Annotated in this window: 24 protein-coding genes and 1 riboswitch; of the genes, 15 read left to right on the top strand and 9 right to left on the bottom strand. The window is 74.7% G+C overall.

Annotated elements, in window-relative coordinates; translation table 11 throughout:
- Positions 1-24: 24 nt before the first annotated feature.
- Positions 25-891 carry a formyltetrahydrofolate deformylase gene (purU, locus tag ASG41_RS05415; RefSeq protein ID WP_235564512.1) on the top strand — a complete coding sequence of 289 codons (867 nt, stop codon included), beginning with the start codon at positions 25-27 and terminating at the stop codon, positions 889-891.
- Positions 892-991: 100 nt separating this feature from the next.
- A complete protein-coding gene (locus ASG41_RS05410; RefSeq protein WP_056291035.1) occupies positions 992-2,269 on the top strand; it encodes an aromatic acid/H+ symport family MFS transporter in 1,278 nt (425 codons plus the stop codon).
- Positions 2,270-2,304: 35 nt separating this feature from the next.
- Here the strand turns inward: ASG41_RS05410 and ASG41_RS05405 are convergent, their stop codons facing one another.
- Positions 2,305-3,240, bottom strand: coding sequence for a proteasome assembly chaperone family protein (locus ASG41_RS05405; RefSeq protein ID WP_082556603.1), 936 nt, complete (start codon positions 3,238-3,240; stop codon positions 2,305-2,307).
- A gap of 113 nt (positions 3,241-3,353) precedes the next feature.
- Here ASG41_RS05405 and ASG41_RS05400 point away from each other — a divergent pair, with 113 nt between their 5' ends.
- Positions 3,354-3,608 (top strand): DUF3253 domain-containing protein, encoded by a 255-nt coding sequence (locus ASG41_RS05400; RefSeq protein WP_056291098.1) that lies wholly within the window; start codon positions 3,354-3,356, stop codon positions 3,606-3,608.
- 13 nt (positions 3,609-3,621) lie between these two features.
- Here the strand turns inward: ASG41_RS05400 and ASG41_RS05395 are convergent, their stop codons facing one another.
- The gene (locus ASG41_RS05395; protein ID WP_082556601.1) at positions 3,622-4,944 is read right to left on the bottom strand and encodes an AI-2E family transporter; all 1,323 of its coding nucleotides are present in this window, start codon (positions 4,942-4,944) and stop codon (positions 3,622-3,624) included.
- Between the two features lie 106 nt (positions 4,945-5,050).
- Here ASG41_RS05395 and ASG41_RS05390 point away from each other — a divergent pair, with 106 nt between their 5' ends.
- The 3 genes from ASG41_RS05390 to ASG41_RS05380 all read left to right on the top strand — a co-directional run bounded on the left by ASG41_RS05390 (position 5,051) and on the right by ASG41_RS05380 (position 6,702).
- Entirely contained in the window at positions 5,051-5,515 is a 465-nt protein-coding gene (locus ASG41_RS05390; protein WP_056291033.1) for a PPOX class F420-dependent oxidoreductase, read from the top strand.
- A gap of 69 nt (positions 5,516-5,584) precedes the next feature.
- The gene (locus ASG41_RS05385) at positions 5,585-6,172 is read left to right on the top strand and encodes a hypothetical protein (RefSeq protein WP_200938737.1); all 588 of its coding nucleotides are present in this window, start codon (positions 5,585-5,587) and stop codon (positions 6,170-6,172) included.
- 5 nt (positions 6,173-6,177) lie between these two features.
- The gene (locus ASG41_RS05380) at positions 6,178-6,702 is read left to right on the top strand and encodes a hypothetical protein (RefSeq protein ID WP_056291030.1); all 525 of its coding nucleotides are present in this window, start codon (positions 6,178-6,180) and stop codon (positions 6,700-6,702) included.
- A 37-nt stretch (positions 6,703-6,739) separates the two neighbouring features.
- Here the strand turns inward: ASG41_RS05380 and ASG41_RS05375 are convergent, their stop codons facing one another.
- Both ASG41_RS05375 and ASG41_RS05370 read right to left on the bottom strand, forming a co-directional pair.
- Positions 6,740-7,090 carry a helix-turn-helix domain-containing protein gene (locus ASG41_RS05375; RefSeq protein ID WP_056291028.1) on the bottom strand — a complete coding sequence of 117 codons (351 nt, stop codon included), beginning with the start codon at positions 7,088-7,090 and terminating at the stop codon, positions 6,740-6,742.
- Between the two features lie 52 nt (positions 7,091-7,142).
- Entirely contained in the window at positions 7,143-8,696 is a 1,554-nt protein-coding gene (locus ASG41_RS05370; protein WP_056291026.1) for a UDP-N-acetylglucosamine 1-carboxyvinyltransferase, read from the bottom strand.
- A 144-nt stretch (positions 8,697-8,840) separates the two neighbouring features.
- Here ASG41_RS05370 and ASG41_RS05365 point away from each other — a divergent pair, with 144 nt between their 5' ends.
- From ASG41_RS05365 to ASG41_RS05350, 4 genes are read left to right on the top strand one after another with little or no spacing between them, the layout of a single operon-like run.
- Positions 8,841-9,593, top strand: a complete 753-nt coding sequence (locus ASG41_RS05365) for a dienelactone hydrolase family protein (RefSeq protein WP_056291025.1) — start codon at positions 8,841-8,843, stop codon at positions 9,591-9,593.
- Positions 9,594-9,630: 37 nt separating this feature from the next.
- The gene (locus ASG41_RS05360) at positions 9,631-10,434 is read left to right on the top strand and encodes a pentapeptide repeat-containing protein (RefSeq protein WP_056291022.1); all 804 of its coding nucleotides are present in this window, start codon (positions 9,631-9,633) and stop codon (positions 10,432-10,434) included.
- A 10-nt stretch (positions 10,435-10,444) separates the two neighbouring features.
- On the top strand, positions 10,445-10,852 hold the full coding sequence (locus ASG41_RS05355; RefSeq protein ID WP_235564511.1) for an ankyrin repeat domain-containing protein: 408 nt from the start codon (positions 10,445-10,447) through the stop codon (positions 10,850-10,852).
- On the top strand, positions 10,849-11,313 hold the full coding sequence (locus tag ASG41_RS05350) for a hypothetical protein (RefSeq protein WP_056291020.1): 465 nt from the start codon (positions 10,849-10,851) through the stop codon (positions 11,311-11,313). The genes ASG41_RS05355 and ASG41_RS05350 overlap by 4 nt, the downstream gene beginning before the upstream one ends.
- 56 nt (positions 11,314-11,369) lie before the next feature.
- Here ASG41_RS05350 and ASG41_RS05345 read toward each other — a convergent pair whose 3' ends face one another.
- From ASG41_RS05345 to ASG41_RS05335, 3 genes are read right to left on the bottom strand one after another with little or no spacing between them, the layout of a single operon-like run.
- A complete protein-coding gene (locus ASG41_RS05345) occupies positions 11,370-11,807 on the bottom strand; it encodes a hypothetical protein (RefSeq protein WP_056291018.1) in 438 nt (145 codons plus the stop codon).
- On the bottom strand, positions 11,804-12,022 hold the full coding sequence (locus ASG41_RS05340; protein WP_056291016.1) for a hypothetical protein: 219 nt from the start codon (positions 12,020-12,022) through the stop codon (positions 11,804-11,806). The genes ASG41_RS05345 and ASG41_RS05340 overlap by 4 nt, the downstream gene beginning before the upstream one ends.
- Positions 12,023-12,075: 53 nt before the next feature.
- The gene (locus ASG41_RS05335) at positions 12,076-12,747 is read right to left on the bottom strand and encodes a hypothetical protein (RefSeq protein WP_056291013.1); all 672 of its coding nucleotides are present in this window, start codon (positions 12,745-12,747) and stop codon (positions 12,076-12,078) included.
- A gap of 58 nt (positions 12,748-12,805) precedes the next feature.
- Between ASG41_RS05335 and ASG41_RS05330 the strand changes: the two genes are divergently transcribed.
- The gene (locus ASG41_RS05330; protein WP_056291011.1) at positions 12,806-14,107 is read left to right on the top strand and encodes a nitrate/nitrite transporter; all 1,302 of its coding nucleotides are present in this window, start codon (positions 12,806-12,808) and stop codon (positions 14,105-14,107) included.
- A 33-nt stretch (positions 14,108-14,140) separates the two neighbouring features.
- On the opposite strand, the gene ASG41_RS05325 is transcribed toward ASG41_RS05330, so the two are convergent.
- Positions 14,141-14,989: an NAD(P)-dependent oxidoreductase gene (locus ASG41_RS05325; RefSeq protein WP_082556599.1), complete on the bottom strand. Its 849-nt coding sequence runs from the start codon at positions 14,987-14,989 to the stop codon at positions 14,141-14,143.
- 66 nt (positions 14,990-15,055) lie between these two features.
- On the opposite strand from ASG41_RS05325, the gene ASG41_RS05320 reads away from it, so the two are divergent.
- The 4 genes from ASG41_RS05320 (at position 15,056) to ASG41_RS05305 (ending at position 18,240) form a co-directional block, all read left to right on the top strand.
- Positions 15,056-15,715 carry a methyltransferase gene (locus ASG41_RS05320; protein WP_056291009.1) on the top strand — a complete coding sequence of 220 codons (660 nt, stop codon included), beginning with the start codon at positions 15,056-15,058 and terminating at the stop codon, positions 15,713-15,715.
- Between the two features lie 200 nt (positions 15,716-15,915).
- Positions 15,916-16,054: riboswitch (cyclic di-AMP (ydaO/yuaA leader) on the top strand.
- Positions 16,055-16,071: 17 nt separating this feature from the next.
- On the top strand, positions 16,072-16,965 hold the full coding sequence (locus tag ASG41_RS05315; RefSeq protein WP_157519054.1) for a lytic transglycosylase domain-containing protein: 894 nt from the start codon (positions 16,072-16,074) through the stop codon (positions 16,963-16,965).
- A gap of 42 nt (positions 16,966-17,007) precedes the next feature.
- Entirely contained in the window at positions 17,008-17,562 is a 555-nt protein-coding gene (locus ASG41_RS05310; RefSeq protein WP_200938736.1) for a type 1 glutamine amidotransferase domain-containing protein, read from the top strand.
- Between the two features lie 78 nt (positions 17,563-17,640).
- Positions 17,641-18,240: a YceI family protein gene (locus tag ASG41_RS05305; RefSeq protein ID WP_056291006.1), complete on the top strand. Its 600-nt coding sequence runs from the start codon at positions 17,641-17,643 to the stop codon at positions 18,238-18,240.
- A 46-nt stretch (positions 18,241-18,286) separates the two neighbouring features.
- On the opposite strand, the gene ASG41_RS05300 is transcribed toward ASG41_RS05305, so the two are convergent.
- Positions 18,287-19,432 carry an acyl-CoA dehydrogenase family protein gene (locus ASG41_RS05300; protein ID WP_056291004.1) on the bottom strand — a complete coding sequence of 382 codons (1,146 nt, stop codon included), beginning with the start codon at positions 19,430-19,432 and terminating at the stop codon, positions 18,287-18,289.
- Positions 19,433-19,435 lie beyond the last annotated feature (3 nt).

The following is a 19,435-nucleotide window of genomic DNA, read 5'->3' as shown; positions in this document are numbered from 1 at the left end:
GGCCACCTGGGAGGATGTCCAGCCGTGTCCGCTCCCTCCCTGACCGATCTCGGCCGTCTCGTCGTCCGCTGCCCCGACCGCCCGGGCATCGTGGCCGTGCTGTCCCGGCTGATGGCCGACGCCGGCGCGAACATCACCGACTCCCAGCAGCACAGCTCGGACCCCTCCGGGGGCACGTTCACCCTGCGGCTGGAGTTCGTGCTGGCCGACCTGGCTGTCCGCCGGGCGGAGCTGGAGGCCCAGCTGGCGGCCCTGGCGGGGGAGTGGCAGCTGACCTGGCGGCTGGTGCTGGCCGACGAGCGGCCCCGGCTGGCGGTGTTCGTGTCGAAGACCGATCACGTGCTGCAGGAGCTGCTCTACCGGGTCTCCGCCGGTGACCTGCGCGCCGAGATCGCCGTGGTCATCTCCAACCACCCCGACCTCGAGCCGGTGGCGGCCGCGCACGGCGTCCCGTTCCACCACGTGCCGGTGACCCCAGCGACCAAGGCCGAGGCCGAGGCCCGCGCACTGGAGCTGGTCGGGGACTGCGACCTCGTGGTGCTGGCCCGCTACATGCAGATCGTGTCGCCGGGGTTCTGCGCCCGGTTCCCGGAGCGGCTGATCAACATCCACCACAGCTTCCTGCCGGCCTTCGTCGGCGCGAACCCCTACCAGGCCGCCGCCGACCGGGGCGTGAAGCTGATCGGCGCCACCGCACACTACGTGACCGCCGAACTCGACGCCGGGCCGATCATCGAGCAGGAGGTGGCCCGGATCGACCACCGCGCCACCGTCGAGGACATGCGCCGGGTGGGCCGCTACGTCGAGCGCCAGGTGCTCGCCCAGGCCGTGACCTGGCACGTCGAGGACCGGGTCATCGTGGACGGCGCGAAGACCATCGTCTTCGCCTGAACTGCCCGGCTGCACGTTCCCGGTCAGCGGAAGCGCGGACTGGCGGGACGCACAGCGGGGGCCCAGGGTCGGCGGGTCAGCGTCGACGTCTGGAGGACCCGTGTCCACTCCCACCCGTACCGCGCCCGGCGCGGTCACCCGGGCCGCCGGCTGGGTGGCCCCGCTCTGCTGGGTCGCCGTGCTGCTCGACGGGTTCGACCTCGTCGTGGTCGGCACCGTCGTCCCCACCCTGCAGACGCCGGAGGTCTGGGGGCTGACGGCGGCCGGGGCGACCGCCGTCATCACCGCCGGGCTGGTCGGCATGACGATCGGGGCGCTGTCCATCGGCGCGCTCACCGACGTGGTCGGGCGGCGCAAGGCGCTCATCGGTGCGGTGATCGCGTTCTCGTTGCTCACCCTGGCCTGTGCCGCGGCGCCGAACGCCTGGGTGTTCGGCGGCCTGCGCTTCCTCGCCGGGATCGGGCTGGGCGGCTGCCTGCCGACGGCGATCGCGCTGGTCAACGAGTTCTCCCGGCGGGCCGGGCGGGCCACCACCACCGTGATGACCGGCTACCACGTGGGCGCCGTGGCGACCGCCGCGCTGGCGATCGTGGTCGTCGAGCCGATCGGCTGGCGCTGGATGTTCGTCATCGGTGCACTGCCGGCCCTGGTGCTCGTGCCGCTGATGGTCGCGCACCTGCCGGAGTCGCCGTCCTACCTGGTCGCGCACGGCCGGCGGGCCGAGGCCGAGCAGGTCGCCTCGGCGTACGGCCTGGCGCTGGAGGACCCGACGGCCGCGCCCGAGCCGACCTCGGCCGGGACGACGGTGCGCACGCTGTTCTCCCCGGCGTACCGCAGGACGACGCTGGCCATCGGCGTCACCTCGTTCATGGGCCTGCTGCTGGTCTACGGGCTCAACAGCTGGCTGCCCACCATCATGCGCGAGGCCGGCTACGACCTGGGCGCCGCGCTGGCCTTCCTGCTGGCGCTGAACCTGGGCGCCGTCGCCGGGCTGTTGGTCGCCGGCCAGGTGGCCGACCGGATCGGCTCCCGGCGGGCCGGGATGGCCTGGTTCGCCGCCGGCGCGGTGTTCCTGGCGCTGTTGTCGATCCGGCTGCCCCTCGCCGGGATCTACGCGATGGTCTTCCTGACCGGCTGCTTCGTGTTCAGCGCCCAGGTGCTGGTCTACGCGTTCACCAGCTCCAACCACCCGCCGCACGTGCGGGCCACCGCGCTGGGCTGGTCGGCCGGTGTCGGCCGGGTGGGGGCGATCTCCGGCCCGCTCATCGGCGGGGCGCTGCTCGGGGCCGGGATCGCGTTCCCGTGGGGGTTCTACGTCTTCGCCGCCGTCGGGGTCGCCGGTGCGCTGGCCTTCGCCCTCACCCGCACCCGCGACTGAGCGGTCCGCCAGGGCCCCGGACGGGCGGCCGCGGCTCAGTCGCCGCGGTTGCCCCGACGGTCCTGCTCGGCCAGGAACGCCTCGATCTGGTCGCCCAGCTCGTCACCGGTGGGCACCTCGCCCGAGGAGCCCAGCAGGCCGGTGCCCTCCCGGGCGGCGGAGAAGCTGTCGAACTGCGCCTCCAGCTGGGCCACCACCGCGGTGTTCTCCTCCGAGCGGCCGATCTGCTCGTCGATCTCGGTGCGGTTGGCCTGCGCGGCCTCGGCGAGCGCCTCGGTGGGCAGGGTGAGCCCCGACAGCGTCTCCAGGTGCTCCAGCAGCGTCAGCGAGGCCGCGGGGTAGGTGGCCTGGGCCAGGTAGTGCGGCACGTGGGCGGCGATGCCCAGGGCGTCCACCCCGGCCTCCCCGGCCCGCAGCTCCAGCAGGGCACCGGCGCTGCCCGGGATGCGCATCTCGCCCCAGTACACGGGGTAGGTGGCGATCAGCTCCCGGCGCGTGGCGTGCGCGGTGACCGTGACCGGCCGGGTGTGCGGCACCGGCATCGGGATGGCCTGCAGCATCACCATCCGGGTGACCCCGAGCTGCTCGACCAGGCCCAGCACGGACTGCGCGAAGCGCTCCCAGGCGAAGTCCGGCTCGGTGCCGTGCAGCAGCAGGAACGGCGTGCCGCTGTCGTCCTCGACGGAGTACAGCGTGATCTCCGGGGCCGCGAAGGACTCGTAGTGGTCACCGGAGAAGGTGATCCGCGGCCGGTGGCCCCGGTAGTCCACCAGCGCGTCGGCGTCGAAGCGGGCCACGACCTCGTGCGGCAGGCTGGCCAGCAGGTGCGACCCCGCCAGCGCGCCGGCGTGCGCGGCGTCGAACTCCCCGGCCAGGTCGTGCACCAGCACGAGCTCGTCGGCGGCGGTGCGCTCGACGAGCAGCTGCGCCTGGGGCGTGAGCTCGACGAGGTCCTCGGGACTCAGCGGCACGGTGGGGTCCCTCCTGGGGTACGACGGTCTGTCCCTGCAGCCCCGGGAGGACCCGGGGCATTCCCATGGTGCCCCCGCTGGCGCCCCGGACGGGGGAGGGTGACGCTCACGGGGTGAGCGAGACCCCCGACGCCGCGCTGGAGCGGACCATCGGCGAGCTGCTGGACGCCCGCGCGTCGACGTCGTCCATCTGCCCCTCGGACGCGGCGCGCGCGCTCTCCCCGGACGACTGGCGGGACCTCATGCCCGCCGCCCGGGCGGCCGCCGGGCGGCTGGCGGCGCGGGGCGAGGTGCAGGTGACCCAGCGGGGTGAGGTGGTCGACGTCGCCACCGCCCGCGGGCCGGTCCGGGTGCGCCGGCCCCGCTGAGCCGGCGCCGTCCTCAGTCCTGGACGGGTGCCTTGCTCATGGTGAGCCGGGCGCCGTCGGCGTCCCCGACGATCTCGGGCACCCGGCCCTCCTCGTCGCGTTCGGGGTGCCGGCCGTCGAGCTGGTCCCGGGCGTAGCGGTAGCCCACCGCGATGAGCGCGGCGACGGGGACGGCGAGGAACGCGCCGATGATGCCGGCCAGGCTGGACCCCGCCGTGACCGCCAGGATCACGACGCCGGCGTGCAGCTTGAGCCCGCGGCCCTGCAGGATCGGCTGCAGGACGTTGCCCTCGATCTGCTGCACCAGGACGACGACGACCAGCACCCACAGAGCGGTGCCGAACCCGTTGCTCACCAGGGCGATGAGGACGGCGAAGCCGCCGGCGACGAAGGCACCGATGATCGGGATGAACGCGGCGAAGAAGGTGATCACGGCCAGCGGGAGCACCAGCGGGACGCCGAGGACGAGCAGCCCCAGCCCGATGCCGGCGGCGTCGATGAAGCCGACCAGTGCCTGCTGCCGGATGAACTCCGACAGGGTGCGCCAGCTCTGGTGGGACAGCTCGGCGACGTGCGGGGCCGCCCGGGGGCCGGTCTGCGCGGCCAGCCAGGGCAGGAAGCGGGGGCCGTCCTTGAGGAAGAAGAAGGTCAGCACCAGGGCCAGCACCAGGTTCACGACGCCCGTGCCGATCGCGCTGGCGCCGGTGAGTGCGAAGTTGGCGATGTCGCCCGCGCTGGACTGCAGCTGGTTGATGGCCTGGTCGACGTAGCTGCCGATCTGCTCCTCGCCCAGGTCGAACGGCGGGCCGGACAGCCAGTCCTGGACGCTCTGCAGTCCCGAGCTGACCCCGTCGGCGAGCTCGTTCACCTGGGAGACGACGGGCGGTGCGATGGCGGCGATGATGCCGACGAAGGCGGCCAGGAAGAGCACGACGGTGGTGAGCGCGGCCAGCGCGGGCGGGAACTTGGCCCGGCGCAGCAGCTTGGCCAGCGGCCACATGACGGTGGAGAACAGCAGGCCCAGCACGACGGGGAGCAGGACCGGGGCCCACAGCACCCCGAGCACGTAGCCCACCACGACGACCGCCCCGGTGATCAGCAGCAGGCGCCAGGAGAAGGTGGCCATCACCCGGGTGGCCGCGCTCAGCCGGGCCGAGCGCTCGGGGGACGGGGCCGGTGCGGTGGTCTCCGAGGGCGGCTCGCCGGAGTCGTCGTGGAAGTCCGCCGGGGGGACCTTGGTGGATCCGGTGTGGGCGGACCCCGTGTGGGCGGACCCCGTGTGCTCCGCTGACCCTGCCGGGTCGACGCTCTCGTCGTCGTGCTGTGCGTCGGCCATGCCGGAATCCCAACACAGACCGGGGACCCGCACACACGGACGCCCCCCGGAGGTGGCGGGGCCCACGGTGGGGCGGCTGTCGGACCCTCGTCGTAGCGTCGACGCCATGCCGAAGACCGCCACCGCCGACCGGGTCGACCGCGACGGCCTCCTCGCCTTCCTGCGCCCGCGCCACAAGGCCCTGCTGATGACCCGCCGCGCCGACGGGGAGCCGCAGATCTCCCCGGTCAGCTGCGGGGTGGACAGCGAGGGCCGGATCGTGGTGTCGACCTACCCGCAGCGGGCCAAGACGAGGAACGCCAAGCGCGACGGACGGGTCACCGTGGTGGTGCTCTCCGACGACTTCGACGGCCCCTGGGTCCAGGTCGACGGCACCGCCGAGGTGCTGGACCTGCCCGAGTCCGTGGAGCCCCTGGTCGAGTACTTCCGCTCGATCAGCGGCGAGCACCCGGACTGGGACGAGTACCGCGAGGCCATGGTGCGTCAGGGCAAGTCGCTGATCCGGGTGACGCCGGTCCGCTGGGGGCCGGTCGCCACGGGTGGGTTCCCGCCCGAGGCCGACGCCGGCTGAGCCTGCGACGTCGGTGGCCGCCAAGGCACAGGCCTTGCTCCGCTTGAGGCAAGCTGTCATCCTTTCCTGGTGCCGTACGTCATGACCGTCGACCAGCGCGACAGCCGTCGGGGTGCCGACCGGGTCGCCGGGGTGCTCGCCGCCCTGGCCGACGTGCCCGTGGTGCTCGGCTTCGAGCGGACCGCCGGCGACGAGTTCCAGGGCGTCCTCGACGACCCGCACCAGGTGGTGTCCGTGCTGGCTCGGCTGGTCCGGGACGGCGGGTGGAGCATCGGCATCGGCGCCGGGCCGGTCGCCACCCCGCTGCCGGAGTCCACCCGGGCGGCCACGGGGTCGGCGTTCCTGCGCGCCCGCCGCGCTGTCGACGCCGCCAAGCAGCGCCCCTCACGGGTCGCCGTCCGCGGTGAGGACGCCGAGGCCGCCGCCGACGCGCAGGCCGTGGCCACCGCGCTCACCGTGCTGGTGCAGCGACGCAGCCCCCAGGCGTGGGAGGCCGTCGACCTGGTCGAGGCCGGGCGCACCCAGGCCGAGACCGCCACCGAGCTGGGGGTCAGCCGGCAGGCGGTCGGGCAGCGGCTGGCCGCGGGGCTCTGGGAGACCGAGCGCGACCTGCACCTCCCGTTGGCCCGCCTGCTGCGCCGAGCCGTGGGTCGGTGACGGGCGTGACGGTGCTCGCGTTGGTGGCGCTGGGGCTGACCCCGCTGCTGGGCGGGGTCGTGCTGCTGGGCCGCCGGGAGCGGGGGCGCCGACCGTGGGGTGCGCTCTCGCTGGTCGCCCTGCTGGCCGTGAGCGCCACGCTGGCCTGGGGCGCCGGACCGGCCGGTGACGGGGTCGCCGCAGCCGGGGCGGTGGTCGCGGTGCTGGCCGCGGGCCTGGGAGGCGGCCCGGTGGCCACGGCAGTGCTCACCGCCGCCGACCCGACCCGGGCGTCGGCGGCCGGGGGAGTGGGCGACCCGGAGGTGCTGCGCGGTGGGGCCTGGATCGGGGTGCTCGAGCGGGTGGCGGTGGCCGGCACGCTGCTGGCCGGCTGGCCCGAGGGGCTGCCGGTGGTGCTGGCGGTGAAGGGCCTGGGCCGCTTCGCCGAGCTGAAGGCGTCGGCGGCCGCCGAGCGCTTCATCATCGGCACCCTGACCAGCGTCCTGTGGTCGGTCGCGTGCGCCGGCGTCGCGGTGCTGCTGACCCGGTAGGGCACCCGTGCCCGGGTCGGTCGCCCGGGCGCCGCCGTCAGGCGGGGGCGCCGACCTCCGGGCGGAAGGTGCTCTCCGGGACCGACAGGGCCCAGGCGTTCATCGCGGTCAGCACGGGCCGCAGCTCCTGGCCGATGGGGGTCAGCTCGTACACCACGCGCGGCGGGATCTCGGCGTAGGCGGTCCGGGTGACCAGGCCGTGGGCGGTGAACCTGCGCAGCCGGTTGGTCAGGGTGTGCGCGCTGATGCCCGGGAGCTGGTCCCGCAGTTCGGTGAACCGCCGCGGGCCGTGCATGAGCTCGCGGGTGATCAGGGTCGCCCAGGGACCGTCGAGCAGGGTCAGGAACCGGGCGATCCCGCACTCGGGGAGGCAGAGGTCGTCGTCCACGTGCCCACCGTAGTGCTCTCAGTGCACCGACGTGCTCAGCTCGAGCGGGTGCTCAGTGGAAGACCTCGATCTGGGCGCCCATCTCGACCAGCCGCTCGTACAGGTGCTCGTAGCCGCGGGCGATGATGTCCACGTTGCGCAGCACCGAGTCCCCCTTGGCCGCGAGCATGGCCAGCAGGATGCAGACCGCCGGGCGCAGTGCGGGCGGGCACACGATCTCGGCCCCGGACCAGCGGGTGGGCCCGGTGACCAGCACCCGGTGCGGGTCCAGCAGGCGCACGTCGGCGCCCAGCCGGGTCAGGTCGGACAGGTGGATCGCCCGGTTGTCGTAGACCCAGTCGTGGATCAGGGTGCCGCCGGTCGCGGTCGCCGCGATGACGGCGAAGAACGGCAGGTTGTCGATGTTGAGGCCCGGGAAGGGCATCGGGTGCACCTTGTCGATGGGCGCCTTGAGCTCCGAGGGGTGGATGGTGACGTCCACCAGCCGGGTGCGGCCGTTGTCGGCCGGGTACTCCGCGGAGAGGTCGTAGCGCAGCCCCATCTCCCCGAGGATGGCCAGCTCGATCTCCAGGAACTCGATCGGCGCGCGGCACACGGTCAGCTCGGAGCCGGTGACGATGCCGGCGGTGAGCAGGCTCATGGCCTCGACCGGGTCCTCGGAGGGTGTGTAGTCGACCTCGGCGTCGAGCACGGTGCGCCCGTGCACGACCAGGGTGGTGGTGCCGAAGCCGTCGATCCGGACGCCGAGCAGCTCCAGGTACAGGCACAGGTCCTGGACCATGTAGTTGGAGCTGGCGTTGCGGATCGTGGTGCGCCCGTCGTGCCGGGCGGCGGCCAGCAGGGCGTTCTCGGTGACGGTGTCCCCGCGCTCGGTGAGCACGATCGTGCGGTCGCGGGCCTCGGGCTCGGTGACGGTGGCCTGGTACTCCCCGGCGTGCGCCTCGATCTCCAGCCCGAAGTGCCGCAGCGCGATCATGTGCGGCTCGATGGTGCGGGTGCCCAGGTCGCATCCGCCGGCGTAGGGCAGCCGGAAGTCGGGCTCCCGGTGGATGAGCGGGCCCAGGAACATGATGATGCTGCGGGTCCGGCGGGCGGCGTCGGCGTCGATGGCGGCCAGGTCCAGCTGCTCGGGGACGACGATGGTCAGGTCGCGGCCGGCGTCGTCCCAGGTGGCGACGACGCCGATGGAGCGCAGCACGTCCAGGATGCGCTCGACCTCGACGATCCGGGCCACGTTGCGCAGCGTCGTCGTCCCGCGGTTGAGCAGCGAGGCGCACAGCAGGGCGACGGCGGCGTTCTTGCTGGACTTGACGGTGACCGAGCCGGCCAGCGGGCGGCCGCCGGTGACGCGCAGGTGCGTGGGACCGGCGGGGCTGCTGCCGGGGCCCACGGAGATCAGCTCGCTGTCCAGGGCCGCGGAGAGCCGGCCCAGCAGCTCCAGGGTCAGGTTCTGGTTGCCCTGCTCGATCCGAGCGATGGCGCTCTGGCTGGTGCCCAGCCGCTCGCCGAGCTGGGTCTGGGTCAGCCCGTGGTGGCGCCGGGCGTCGCGCACGAGGGCGCCGATCTGGCGGAGGGACTGACCGGTGGCTTCTTCGGTGAGGGACATCGTCTGGGACCGTATCTCACCTGTGAGATGGGTGCGGGCGTCCCGGGCCGGTGTCCGGCAGGCACCGGTTGCGTCGTCGTGGAGCCCCCGGGTCGGCGCCGACCCGGCCGGGCGGGAGGCGTCGTCCGGGGGTAGGAAGCAGGCATGTGCCACGACCACGACAGCCGCCCGCCCGCACCGCCGCGCAGCGGGGACGTCGCCGAGCGCGGCACCCTCACGCTGACCGCCGCCGACGGCACCGCGTTCTCCGCCGCCTTCGCGGCTCCGGCGGCGGCCCCGCGGGTCGGCGTGGTGGTGCTGCCCGACATCCGCGGCCTGCACCCCTACTACGTGGCCCTGGCGGAGCGGTTCGCCGAGGCGGGGCTGCCCGCGGTCGCGATCGACTGGTTCGGCCGGACGGCGGGTCTGGCGGCCACCGGGACCCGGGAGGAGGACTTCGACTGGCAGACCCACGTCCCGCAGACCACCGAGGCCGGGGTGGACGCCGACGTCACGGCGGCCGTGGAGTACCTGCGCAGCCGGACCCGGGCAGACCTGCCCGTGGTCACCGTCGGCTTCTGCTTCGGCGGCAGCCACTCCTGGCGGCAGTCCGGTGGGGACCTGGACCTGGCCGGCTGCGCCGGCTTCTACGGACGCCCGGCCCTGGTCGGGGACGCCGCCGACCGCGCCGCCAAGCCGGTGGTGATGCTCATCGCCGGCGCCGACCAGGCCACCCCGGTCCAGGAGCAGCAGGAGCTGGCGCAGCGGATGCGGGACGCCGGTGCCGACGTCGACGCGGTGGTCTACGACGGTGCCCCGCACTCGTTCTTCGACCGGTCCTCGCAGGAGTGGGCCGCGGCGTGCGAGGACGCCTGGGAGCACGTGCTGCGGCTGACGGACCGGGTGGCCGCCCCCTGAGCGTGGGGCGGGGCCGGGCCGGCGGCAGGATCGGGCGGTGACCGATCCGCTGCGCGCCGACTGCGCGTCCTGCGCCGCACTGTGCTGCGTCGTCCCGGCGTTCGCCCGGGGAGCGGACTTCGCGCTGGACAAGCCCGCCGAGACCGCCTGCCCGAACCTGGCTGACGACGACCGGTGCGGCATCCACCCGGTGCTGCGCGAGCGCGGGTTCCCCGGGTGCACCGTCTACGACTGCTTCGGCGCCGGGCAGCACGTCACCCGGGCCGTCTTCCCGGGCCTGGACCGCCGGGACCGCACCGTCCTGCACCAGGTCGCCACGGTGTTCCCCGTCGTCCGGGCGCTGCAGGAGCTGCGCTGGCTGGTCCGCGCGGCCCGCGCCCTGGAGGTCCCGGCGGCGCTCGCCGCCGACCTCGCGGACGCCGACGACGAGCTGTCCCGCCGGGTCCAGGGCACCCCGGAGCAGTTGCGTGGGGTCCCGGTCGACGTCGTCCGGGCGCGGGTGAACCCGCTGCTGACTCGGGCCAGCGAGCACGCCCGCCGCTCGGTGCGCCGCCCCCGTGACCTGCGCGGAGCGGACCTGGTGGGTGCCGGGCTGGCCGGTGCGGACCTGCGCGGGGCGAGCCTGCGCGGGGCGGTGCTGCTGGGGGCCGACCTGCGCCGGGCCGACCTGAGACTGGCCGACGTCACCGGTGCCGACACCCGGGGCGCCCGGCTGGAGGGCGCCGACCTGCGCGGCACGCTCTTCCTCACCCAGGCGCAGCTGGACGCCGCCCGGGGGGACGCGGCCACCCGGCTGGAGGGGGCGCTGCTCCACCCCGCGCACTGGGCGCCCGCTGCCTAGGCTCGGCGGGGTGAGCGAGCAGACCCCCGAGATCGACCCCGGCGTCATCGAGCTGGCCGGCCGGGTGTTCGACATGGCCCGGGAGGGGCGCACCGAGGACCTGGCGGGCTACCTGGACGCGGGGGTGCCCGCGAACCTGACCACCAGCAAGGGCGACACCCTGCTGGTGCTGGCCGCCTACCAGGGCCGGGCCGACACGGTGGCCCTGCTGCTGGCGCGGGGGGCGGAGCACGACCGGGTCAACGACCGCGGGCAGACCGCGCTCGCGGCGGCGGTCTTCCGGCAGTCCCCGCAGACGGTCCGGGCCCTGCTGGACGCCGGCGCCGACCCCGACCACGGGCAGCCGAGTGCCCGGGCGACCGCGCTGTTCTTCGAGCTGCCGGCGATGACCGCCGTGCTGGAGCAGCACGGCCGGTGAGGCTGACCTCCTGGGACGGCGCGTGGCTGGACCTGCGCGTCCTGCGCCGGCAGGCACTGGAGCTGCGCGCGGTCGAGCTGGACCGGCCGGACTGGTCGGAGACCTGGGTCGTGGTGCGCGGCGAGGTGCGTACGACCGACGGCCGGCACTGGGTCTTCCGCGAGCCGTGCCTGACCCCGTGGGAGGCGCAGCGGCTGGGTTCCTGGCTGCGCGCCGTGGGTGAGGCGCCCGACGGCCTGGTCGGCGAGGGCCTGGTGTTCCGCGAGCCGGAGCTGTCCTTCGTGCTGGACGCCGCCCGGGAGGACCGCAGGCTGCTGCGGGCGCACCTGGCCGGGTCGGCGGCCTGGGCGGACCCGGTGAGCGGCCGGCTCCTGGGGGGAGGTGTCCCCCTGGACGTCACCGCCGAGGACCTGGCGCTCGCGGCGCACGAGTGGACCCGTGAGGTGGAGGACAGCGCCTGAGGGAGCCTGCGTGAGGGCGGCCGCACGGTGCTGCGTGCGGCCGCCCTCGTCCCGGGTCAGCGTCGGCGCAACGCCCGCAGGACGAGCAGACCGGCCAGCGCCAGGACGACCGGACGCCACGGCACGGGCTCCCGGACGACGGTGGCGGCCAGCGTGCGGGGGGAGCCGAAGCGCACCGCACGGGAGCCGGTCAGCCCACGACCCAGCCCCGAGTCCACGCCGCGACCCAGCTCGGCCACCCGGCCGCCGGGCCCGGTGACGTCGAGGTGCAGACCGGCGTCGGCCAGCGCCCCGGCGAGCCCACCGAGGGCACGGGGACCGCTGCCGACGGTCACGCCCACCGGCCAGGGCACCGAGGCGGCCGAGCGCCACAGCGCGACCGGGTCCGACGAGGTCAACGTCAGGTCGGTGCCGTCCCCGGTGAGCCGGGCCTGCCGGCCGTCGACCGTCAGGACGAGGTCGGCCCGGACGTCGAACCGGGAGGGGACCGTCATCCCTGCGAGACGCCCTCCGCGGTGGTGATCCGCAGCGTGCCGTTGAGCTTCCAGGTCGCGCGGGGGGCGTCGGCACCGATCTCGCGGGGCACCTCGACGGTCATGTCGACGAACTCGTAGTTGATCGCCGCGCCCTTGCCGGTCAGGTAGGACCACATCTCCTTGCCGAGGTCGGCGAAGGTGCGGGTCTCGTTGGTGTCACTGGGAGAGGTCATGACCCCTTGAGTGACCCCGGTGACCGAGTCCAAACGCCAGATGTGCGTGACGTTTACGCTGATCGGCGCACCAACACCAGGGCGTACTCGAAGACCCGGCCCTCCCGCTCCACCGGCAGCACCAGCTGCTCGGCGTCCACGGCCCCGGGCAGCGCGGCGAGCCGGTGCAGCAGGGTGGGTGCCGGGTCGGCCGACCAGACCGCCAGCACCCCGCCGGGCCGGACAGCGCCCAGCGCCCGGGCCAGACCCGCGGGGGAGTACAGGCCGGCGTTCGAGGCGTGCACCAGGAAGTCCGGGCCGTTGTCGACGTCGAGCAGCACGGCGTCGAACCGGTCGGGGCTGAACGCCGCGGCGACGTCGCCGGCGACCAGTTCCAACCGCGGGTCGCCCACCCGCCGCAGGCCCGGGAGCAGCCCCTCGACCGCCCACCCGATGAGCGCGTCCTCGAGCTCGACGACCAGCACCTCGGCCACGCCGGGGGTCGCCAGCACCGTCGCCGTGGTCCAGCCCAGCCCCAGCCCACCGACCAGCACGGCCAGCTCGGCGCCGTCGATGCGGGCCAGCGCCTCGGTGGCCAGCGCACGCTCGGTGGAGGTCTCCACGTCGTCCATCGCGAAGACGCCGTCCACGACGAGCTCGGTCACCGTCGCGCCGTCCTCGGTGGTCCGCCGCCAGAGCGCCACCTCGCCGTGCGGGCCCGCGACCCGGCCCAGTTCCTCGCGCACGACCGTGATCCTGCCGTGCCCGGGAATGCGGGAGGCCCGGGCGGTGTAGACCAGGTACGTGACCCCTCGCCGCGCCTACGTCGTCTGGGCGGTGGGGCTGGCCGCCTACACGGTCGCCGTCTTCCAGCGCGCCTCCCTCGGCGTCGCCGCCGTCGACGCCCAGGAGCGGTTCTCGGCCGGGGCCTCCGCGGTGAGCCTGTTCCTGGTGCTGCAGCTGGTCGTCTACGCCGGCCTGCAGGTGCCCGTGGGCGTGCTGCTGGACCGTTTCGGTTCCAAGGCGCTCATCGCGGCCGGGGCGGTCACGATGGCCGCCGGGCAGCTGCTGCTGGCGGTGGCCACCGACGTCCCGACGGCGGTCGCGGCCCGGGTGCTGGTCGGCGCCGGGGACGCGATGACCTTCATCAGCGTGCTGCGGGTGGTCACCCTCTGGTTCCGCGGGCCGGTGGTCCCGGTCGTCACCCAGCTCACCGGCATCCTGGGCCAGCTCGGCCAGATCGCGGCCGCCTACCCGCTGGTGCTGGCCCTGCACCACACCAGCTGGACGACGACGTTCCTCGGCGCCGCCGCGATCGGGGTGCTGGTGGCGGTCCTGGTGGTGGCGGCACTGGCCGACGCGCCGCCCGGGACCCCGGTCGCCCCGGTCGCCGGCTGGGCCGAGATCCGGCAGAACGTGGCCGGCGCCTGGCGCGAGTCCGGCACCCGGATCGGGCTGTACAGCCACCTGGTCACCCAGTTCTCCGGCACCGTCTTCGCGCTGCTGTGGGGGTACCCGTTCCTGGTGCTCGGGCAGGGCCTGTCCACCGGCACCGCGGCGGGGCTGCTGTCCCTGCTCGTCGTCGTGGGCATGCTGGTCGGCCCGCTGCTGGGCAAGCTGTGCGGCCGCTGGCCGCTGCGCCGCTCGGTGCTGGTCTTCGGCATCGCCGGGCTGACCACGACCGCGTGGACCGTGGTCCTGCTGTGGCCCGGCCGGGCGCCGCTGTGGCTGCTGGTGGTGCTCGTCGTCGTGCTGGCCACCAACGGGCCGGGCTCGATGATCGGCTTCGACTACGCCCGCACCTGGAACCCGGTCACCCGGCTCGGCAGCGCCACCGGCGTGGTCAACATCGGCGGGTTCGCGGCGTCCCTGCTCACCGTGCTCGCGGTCGGCGCCGTGCTGGACGCGATGACCCCGGGTGCCTCCACCGACTACGACCTGTCGGCGTTCAAGGCGGCGTTCAGCGTGCAGTACCTGTTCTGGGCCATCGGGCTGGTCGGGGTGCTCAAGCACCGCCGGGTGCTGCGCGAGCGCCTCACCGGGGACGGGGTCGTGCTCACCCCGCTCTACACCGCGATGCGCAGCCGGGTCGGCCGCCGCCGCTGACCGCGGCGGCGGGCAGCTCCGGGCCGGGCAGCGTCAGGCCGGGTCGACGAACCAGTCGGTCTGCGGGTCGTCGCCGCCGCCGTAGACCGACAGGTCGGTGATCCCGGCCGCGCGCAGCACGTCGTCGTCGACGAACGTGCGGCCGGTCGGCCGGGACGGGTCGGTGAGCAGTGCGACCGCGGCGTCGCCCATGACCTCGGGGTCGCGCGAGCGGCTGGCCAGCTCCTCGCCGCCGATGACGTTGACGACGGCGGCGGTGGCGATCGTGGTCCGGGGCCACAGGCAGTTGGCCCGCACGCCCTGACCGGCGAGCTCCGCGGCGAACCCGAGGGTCAGCAGGGTCATCCCGTACTTGCTCAGCGTGTAGGCCGGTGCCATGCCCAGCCACTGCGGCGCCAGGTCGATCGGCGGGGACAGCGTGAGCACCTGGGCGTCGGGGGAGGCGGCCAGGTGCGGCAGTGCCGTCCTGGTCAGCAGCCAGGTGCCCCGGCTGTTGACCTGCTGCATGAGGTCGTACCGCTTGGCCGACAGCTCGGCGGTGGGGGTCAGGTTCAGCGCGCTGGCGTTGTTGACCACGATGTCGAGCCCGCCGAAGGTCTCGACCGCGGTGGCGACGGCGCGCTGCACGTCGGCCTCCTCGCGGACGTCGCCCACCACGGCCACCGCCCGGGCCCCGGTCTCCCGGCCGGCCTCGGTGATCTCCTCCACCGCGGTGTGCACGGTGCCGGGCAGCCGCGGGTCGGGCTGGTCGGTCTTGGCCAGCAGCACGCTGTTCGCGCCGCGGCGGGCGGCGGCGACCAGGATGGCCAGCCCGATGCCGCGGCTGCCTCCCGACATCACGATCGTGCGGCCGGTCAGGTCGGGGGTGCCCGGGGTGCTCACGGCCGCGGACGCTACCAGTCAGCGGTGACTGTCGAGGGGGTCCGTGCGGGCGGGGAGGATGCACCGGTGACCGTCCCCGCGGGCTTCTTCGCCCGGCACACCCGTCTGGTCCGCCCACCGCTGGTGCCCGAGGTGGCGCTGCACCTGGCCGACGACGTCGCCGTGCTGTGGCAGGCCATGGAGGACGAGCGCGAGAGCGGCGGGACGGGACCGGGGGAGGCCTCGCCGTTCTGGGCCGCGGCCTGGGTCGGCGGGCAGGGCCTGGCCCGGTACGTGCTGGACACCCCCGGTCTGGTCGCCGGGCGCACCGTGCTGGACCTGGGGTCGGGCAGCGGGCTGGTCGCCATCGCCGCGGCCCTGGCCGGTGCCACGCGGGTGCTCGCCAGCGACGTCGACCCGTACGCCCTCGCGGTCACCCCGCTCAACGCCGCCGCCAACGGGGTGACCGTCGTCGAGGCGGTCGGCGACGTCCTCGACGGGCAGCCGGGGGAGGGCGACCTGCCGGCGGTGGACGTCGTGCTGGCCGGCGACGTCTTCTACGACCTGCGGATGGCCGACCGGGTGCGGCCGTGGCTGTTCACCGCCTGGGTCGGCGGGGCGACCGTCCTGGTCGGTGACCCCGGCCGGTCCCAGCTGCCCGACGGCCTCATTGAGGTCGCCGGCTACGAGGTGCCCGACAGCGGGGTCGACGTCGCCCGCCGGACGGCGGTCTGGCGGCTGCCCTGAGCGCGGCGGGTCGGTCGCTCTGGGTGTGTGGCACACCACACGCTGCACGAGGTGTGTGAATCCGGACGCGCTGTCTTGTCAGCACTCCACATGCCCTCGTACGGTTGGCCGGTCCGGTCGGCACCACCGTCCCCACCCGGGGAGGACCGACCCGGACGCCGCCGAGTCGCCACAGCACGGCCGCCCGCAGCACCACCGCGGGCGGAGCACCACCGGCGAACCGGGGACCCACCGCAGCACTGGGGTGAATCCGTGCCGACCGCGTCAGCGGCCGGGACGGTAGGGAGTCTTCCCGCCCGAACCCGTCAGCTAACCCGGTAGGCGGCCGACGGAAGACAAGGACCCGCCCCACCCGCATGAGCGCTCGTCACTCCGCACTGCCCGCCGTCCCCGAGAGCCCCGCCGCCGAGGTGGTCCTCCCCGCGGACGACGTCCCCACCCCGAGGACCGGCTCCGCCCCGACTCCCGTCGACGGCACCACCGTCGCCACGGTCGAGTCCGCCGAGCAGACCGTCGCCGCGGTCGCGCGCGGCCGGCACCGTCGTCCCCCGGCCCGCCGGGCCGCGGTGTACCTGGCCGCCGCCGCTGTCGGTGGCGTGCTGGTCAACGTGCTGCTCACCGGCGGTCCGGCCGCGGAGGCGCAGGCCGACGCCGCCACCCCCACGGTCTCGCAGGCGGCGAGCGTCGCCCAGCAGCTCGGGCTCACCGACGCCACCGCGACCGCCGCCGACGGCCCGGCCGAGGTCAGCGCGCACCTGGGCTCCCTGCAGGCCAGCCGCGCCCAGCGCGAGGCCGACGAGGTCACCGCCGCCCAGGCCCAGTCCGCCGCCGACCAGGCCGTGCTGGACGCCCAGGCCGCCGCTGCCGCCGAGGCCGCCGCCCGCGCCGAGGCCGAGGCACAGGCCGCCGCGCTGGCCCAGGCCGCCGCCGACGCGGAGGCCGCCGCGGCCGCCGCCGGCCCGGCCGAGTTCCACGACTACGCCATGGCCCAGCTCGGCGGGGACGCCAGCCAGTTCTCCTGCCTGGAGAACCTATGGGGCAAGGAGTCCGGCTGGAACCCCGACGCGCAGAACCCCACCTCCACCGCGTACGGCATCCCGCAGTTCCTGAACTCGACGTGGGCCGGCACCGGCATCGCCAAGACCGACAACGGCTTCCGCCAGATCGACGCCGGGCTGATCTACATCGAGAACCGCTACGGCAGCCCCTGTGGCGCGTGGAGCCACTCGCAGGCGGTCAACTGGTACTGAGCCCGGGTTCCCTCCCGAGCTCTGCTGGGCATGCCCCGGGGCATGGCTGAACTGACTGGCAAGACGATCGCCGTGCTCGCCGCCAAGGGCGTCGAGCGCATCGAGCTGGTGGAGCCCCGCGCTGCCGTGGACGCCGCCGGGGCCACCACCCACCTGCTGTCGGTCCCCGACGGCGTCACCGACGGCACCGTCCAGTCCGTGGACGGCGACATCCACCCGGGTGAGACCTTCCCGGTGCACGCCCTGGTGGGCGAGGTCTCCGCCGACGACTACGACGGTCTGCTGCTGCCCGGTGGTGCGGTCAACCCCGACACCCTGCGCCAGGACCCCGACGCGCTGGCCTTCGTGAAGGCGTTCATGGACGCCGGCAAGCCCGTCGCCGCGATCTGCCACGCCCCGTGGACGCTGCTGGAGGCCGAGACCCTCTCCGGGCGCACGCTGACGTCCTACCCGAGCATCCGCGGGGACCTCCGGCGGGGCGGCGCGACCGTCGTCGACGAGGAGGTGTGCCGCGACGGCAACCTCGTCACCAGCCGCGACCCCGACGACGTCCCGGCGTTCAGCGCGGCGGCCGTGGAGCTCTTCGCCGGGGGATGACCGGCACCCGGACGCGCGGGACCGTCCTCCACCAGCCACAATGGCGTGGTTGCACACCTTCTGGGAGGACGGTCCACCGTGGCCAAGCACCGCGCGCGCGAGTCCGCCGTCACCGACTTCGACGACGCGACGTCCGCGCTGGACGACGTGTCCGGGGACTACACCGTCGACGTCGCGCACACCCGGATCGGCTTCCGGGCCCGCCACGCCATGGTCACCACCGTGCGCGGCACGTTCGGCGACTTCGAGGGCACCGCGCACCTGGACACCCGGGACCCCGGGTCCAGCTCGGTGACCCTGCGCATCGACGCGGGCAGCCTGGACACCCAGCAGCCCGACCGGGACGCCCACCTGCGTTCGGCGGACTTCCTGGACGTCGAGCAGTTCCCCGAGATCACCTTCGTCTCCACCGGCGTCGAGCGGGTCGAGGACGACGTCTACGACGTGACCGGCGACCTGACCGTCAAGGGCACCACCCGCGAGGTCGACATCGAGTTCACCCTCACCGGGTCGGCGCAGGACCCCTTCGGCAACGTCCGGGTCGGCTTCGAGGGCGCGCTGGCGCTCAAGCGCAGCGAGTGGGGCCTGGTCTGGAACGCGGCCCTGGAGACCGGCGGCGTGCTGGTCAGCGACCGGATCCAGATCGAGTTCGACGTCTCGGCGATCAAGACCGCCTGAGTGCCCGTACGACGACAGGCCCCCCGCCTGTCGTCGTACGGGCCGGTCAGCGCAGGGCCTCGACCGTGTCGTGGTCGGAGACCCGGGTGGCCAGCCGGGCGGCCGCCCAGTCGCCGTCGCCGACCAGGTGGTCGATGGCGGTGAGCCGGGAGGTGTAGTGGCCGACCTTGTACTCGGCGGTCACCCCGATGCCACCGTGCAGCTGGATGGCCTCCTTGCCGATGTGCCGGCCGGCGCGGCTGGTCTGCAGCCGGGCGCGGTCGGCGGCGTCGACGACCTGCGCGGGCGTCGAGTCGGCGGCGTCGATGACCATCGTGGCCCACAGCGCGGTGCTGCGGACCAGCTCCAGGGACACGTACATGTCCGAGGCGCGGAAGGTGAGCGCCTGGAACTTGTTCAGCGAGACCCCGAACTGCTTGCGGGTCTTGAGGTACTCCGCGGTGGTGGTCAGCGCCGTCTCCATGGCCCCGACCGCCTCGTGGGCGTAGGCCACGGTCGCGCGGGCCAGGGCCTGCTCGACGTCGGCGGTGCGGTCGGCGTCGCCGTCCCCGAGGAGCTGGGCGGGGGTGCCGTCGAAGGAGACCCGGGCGGCGCGGCCGCCGTCGTGGGTGCGGTAGCCGGAGCGGGTGAGGCCCTCGGCGTCGCCCTGGACGACGAAGAGCCGGGTGCCGCCGTCGACGGCAGCGGACACGACGAGGACGTCGGCCCGGGCGCCGTGCTGGACCGGCTCCTTGACCCCGGAGAGGGTCCAGCCGTCACCGGCGGCAGAGGCGGTGACGCCGGCCGCGGTGGCGGTCCAGCGCGAGCCCGGCTCGGCGTGGGCGAAGGCCAGCACGCTGGCGCCCTCGGCGAGCGGACCGAGCAGGGCGGCGCGCTGCTCCGCGGTCCCGACGGCGGCGACCAGGCCACCGGCGAGCACGACGGACTCGACGAAGGGCTCCGGCGCGAGCACGCGGCCGATCTCGGTGGCCACCAGGGCCACTTCGACCTGGCCGGCGCCCATGCCGCCGTCGGCCTCGGCGAAGGGCAGCCCGAGGACGCCCATCTCGGCCAGCTGGGCCCAGGTCTTCTCGTCGAAACCGGGGTCCTCCCGGGTGACGGTGCGGCGCTGGTCGCCGCCGTAGGCGCGCATCAGCAGGCCGGCGACGGCCTCGCGGAGGGCGTTCTGTTCGGTGTCGAAGGTGAAGTCCACGTC

It is taken from the genome of Modestobacter sp. Leaf380 (assembly GCF_001424485.1).
Classification (GTDB): Bacteria; Actinomycetota; Actinomycetes; order Mycobacteriales; family Geodermatophilaceae; genus Klenkia.
Note: the sequence above shows the minus strand (reverse complement) of the source record. Positions and strands in the feature narration are given on the sequence as shown.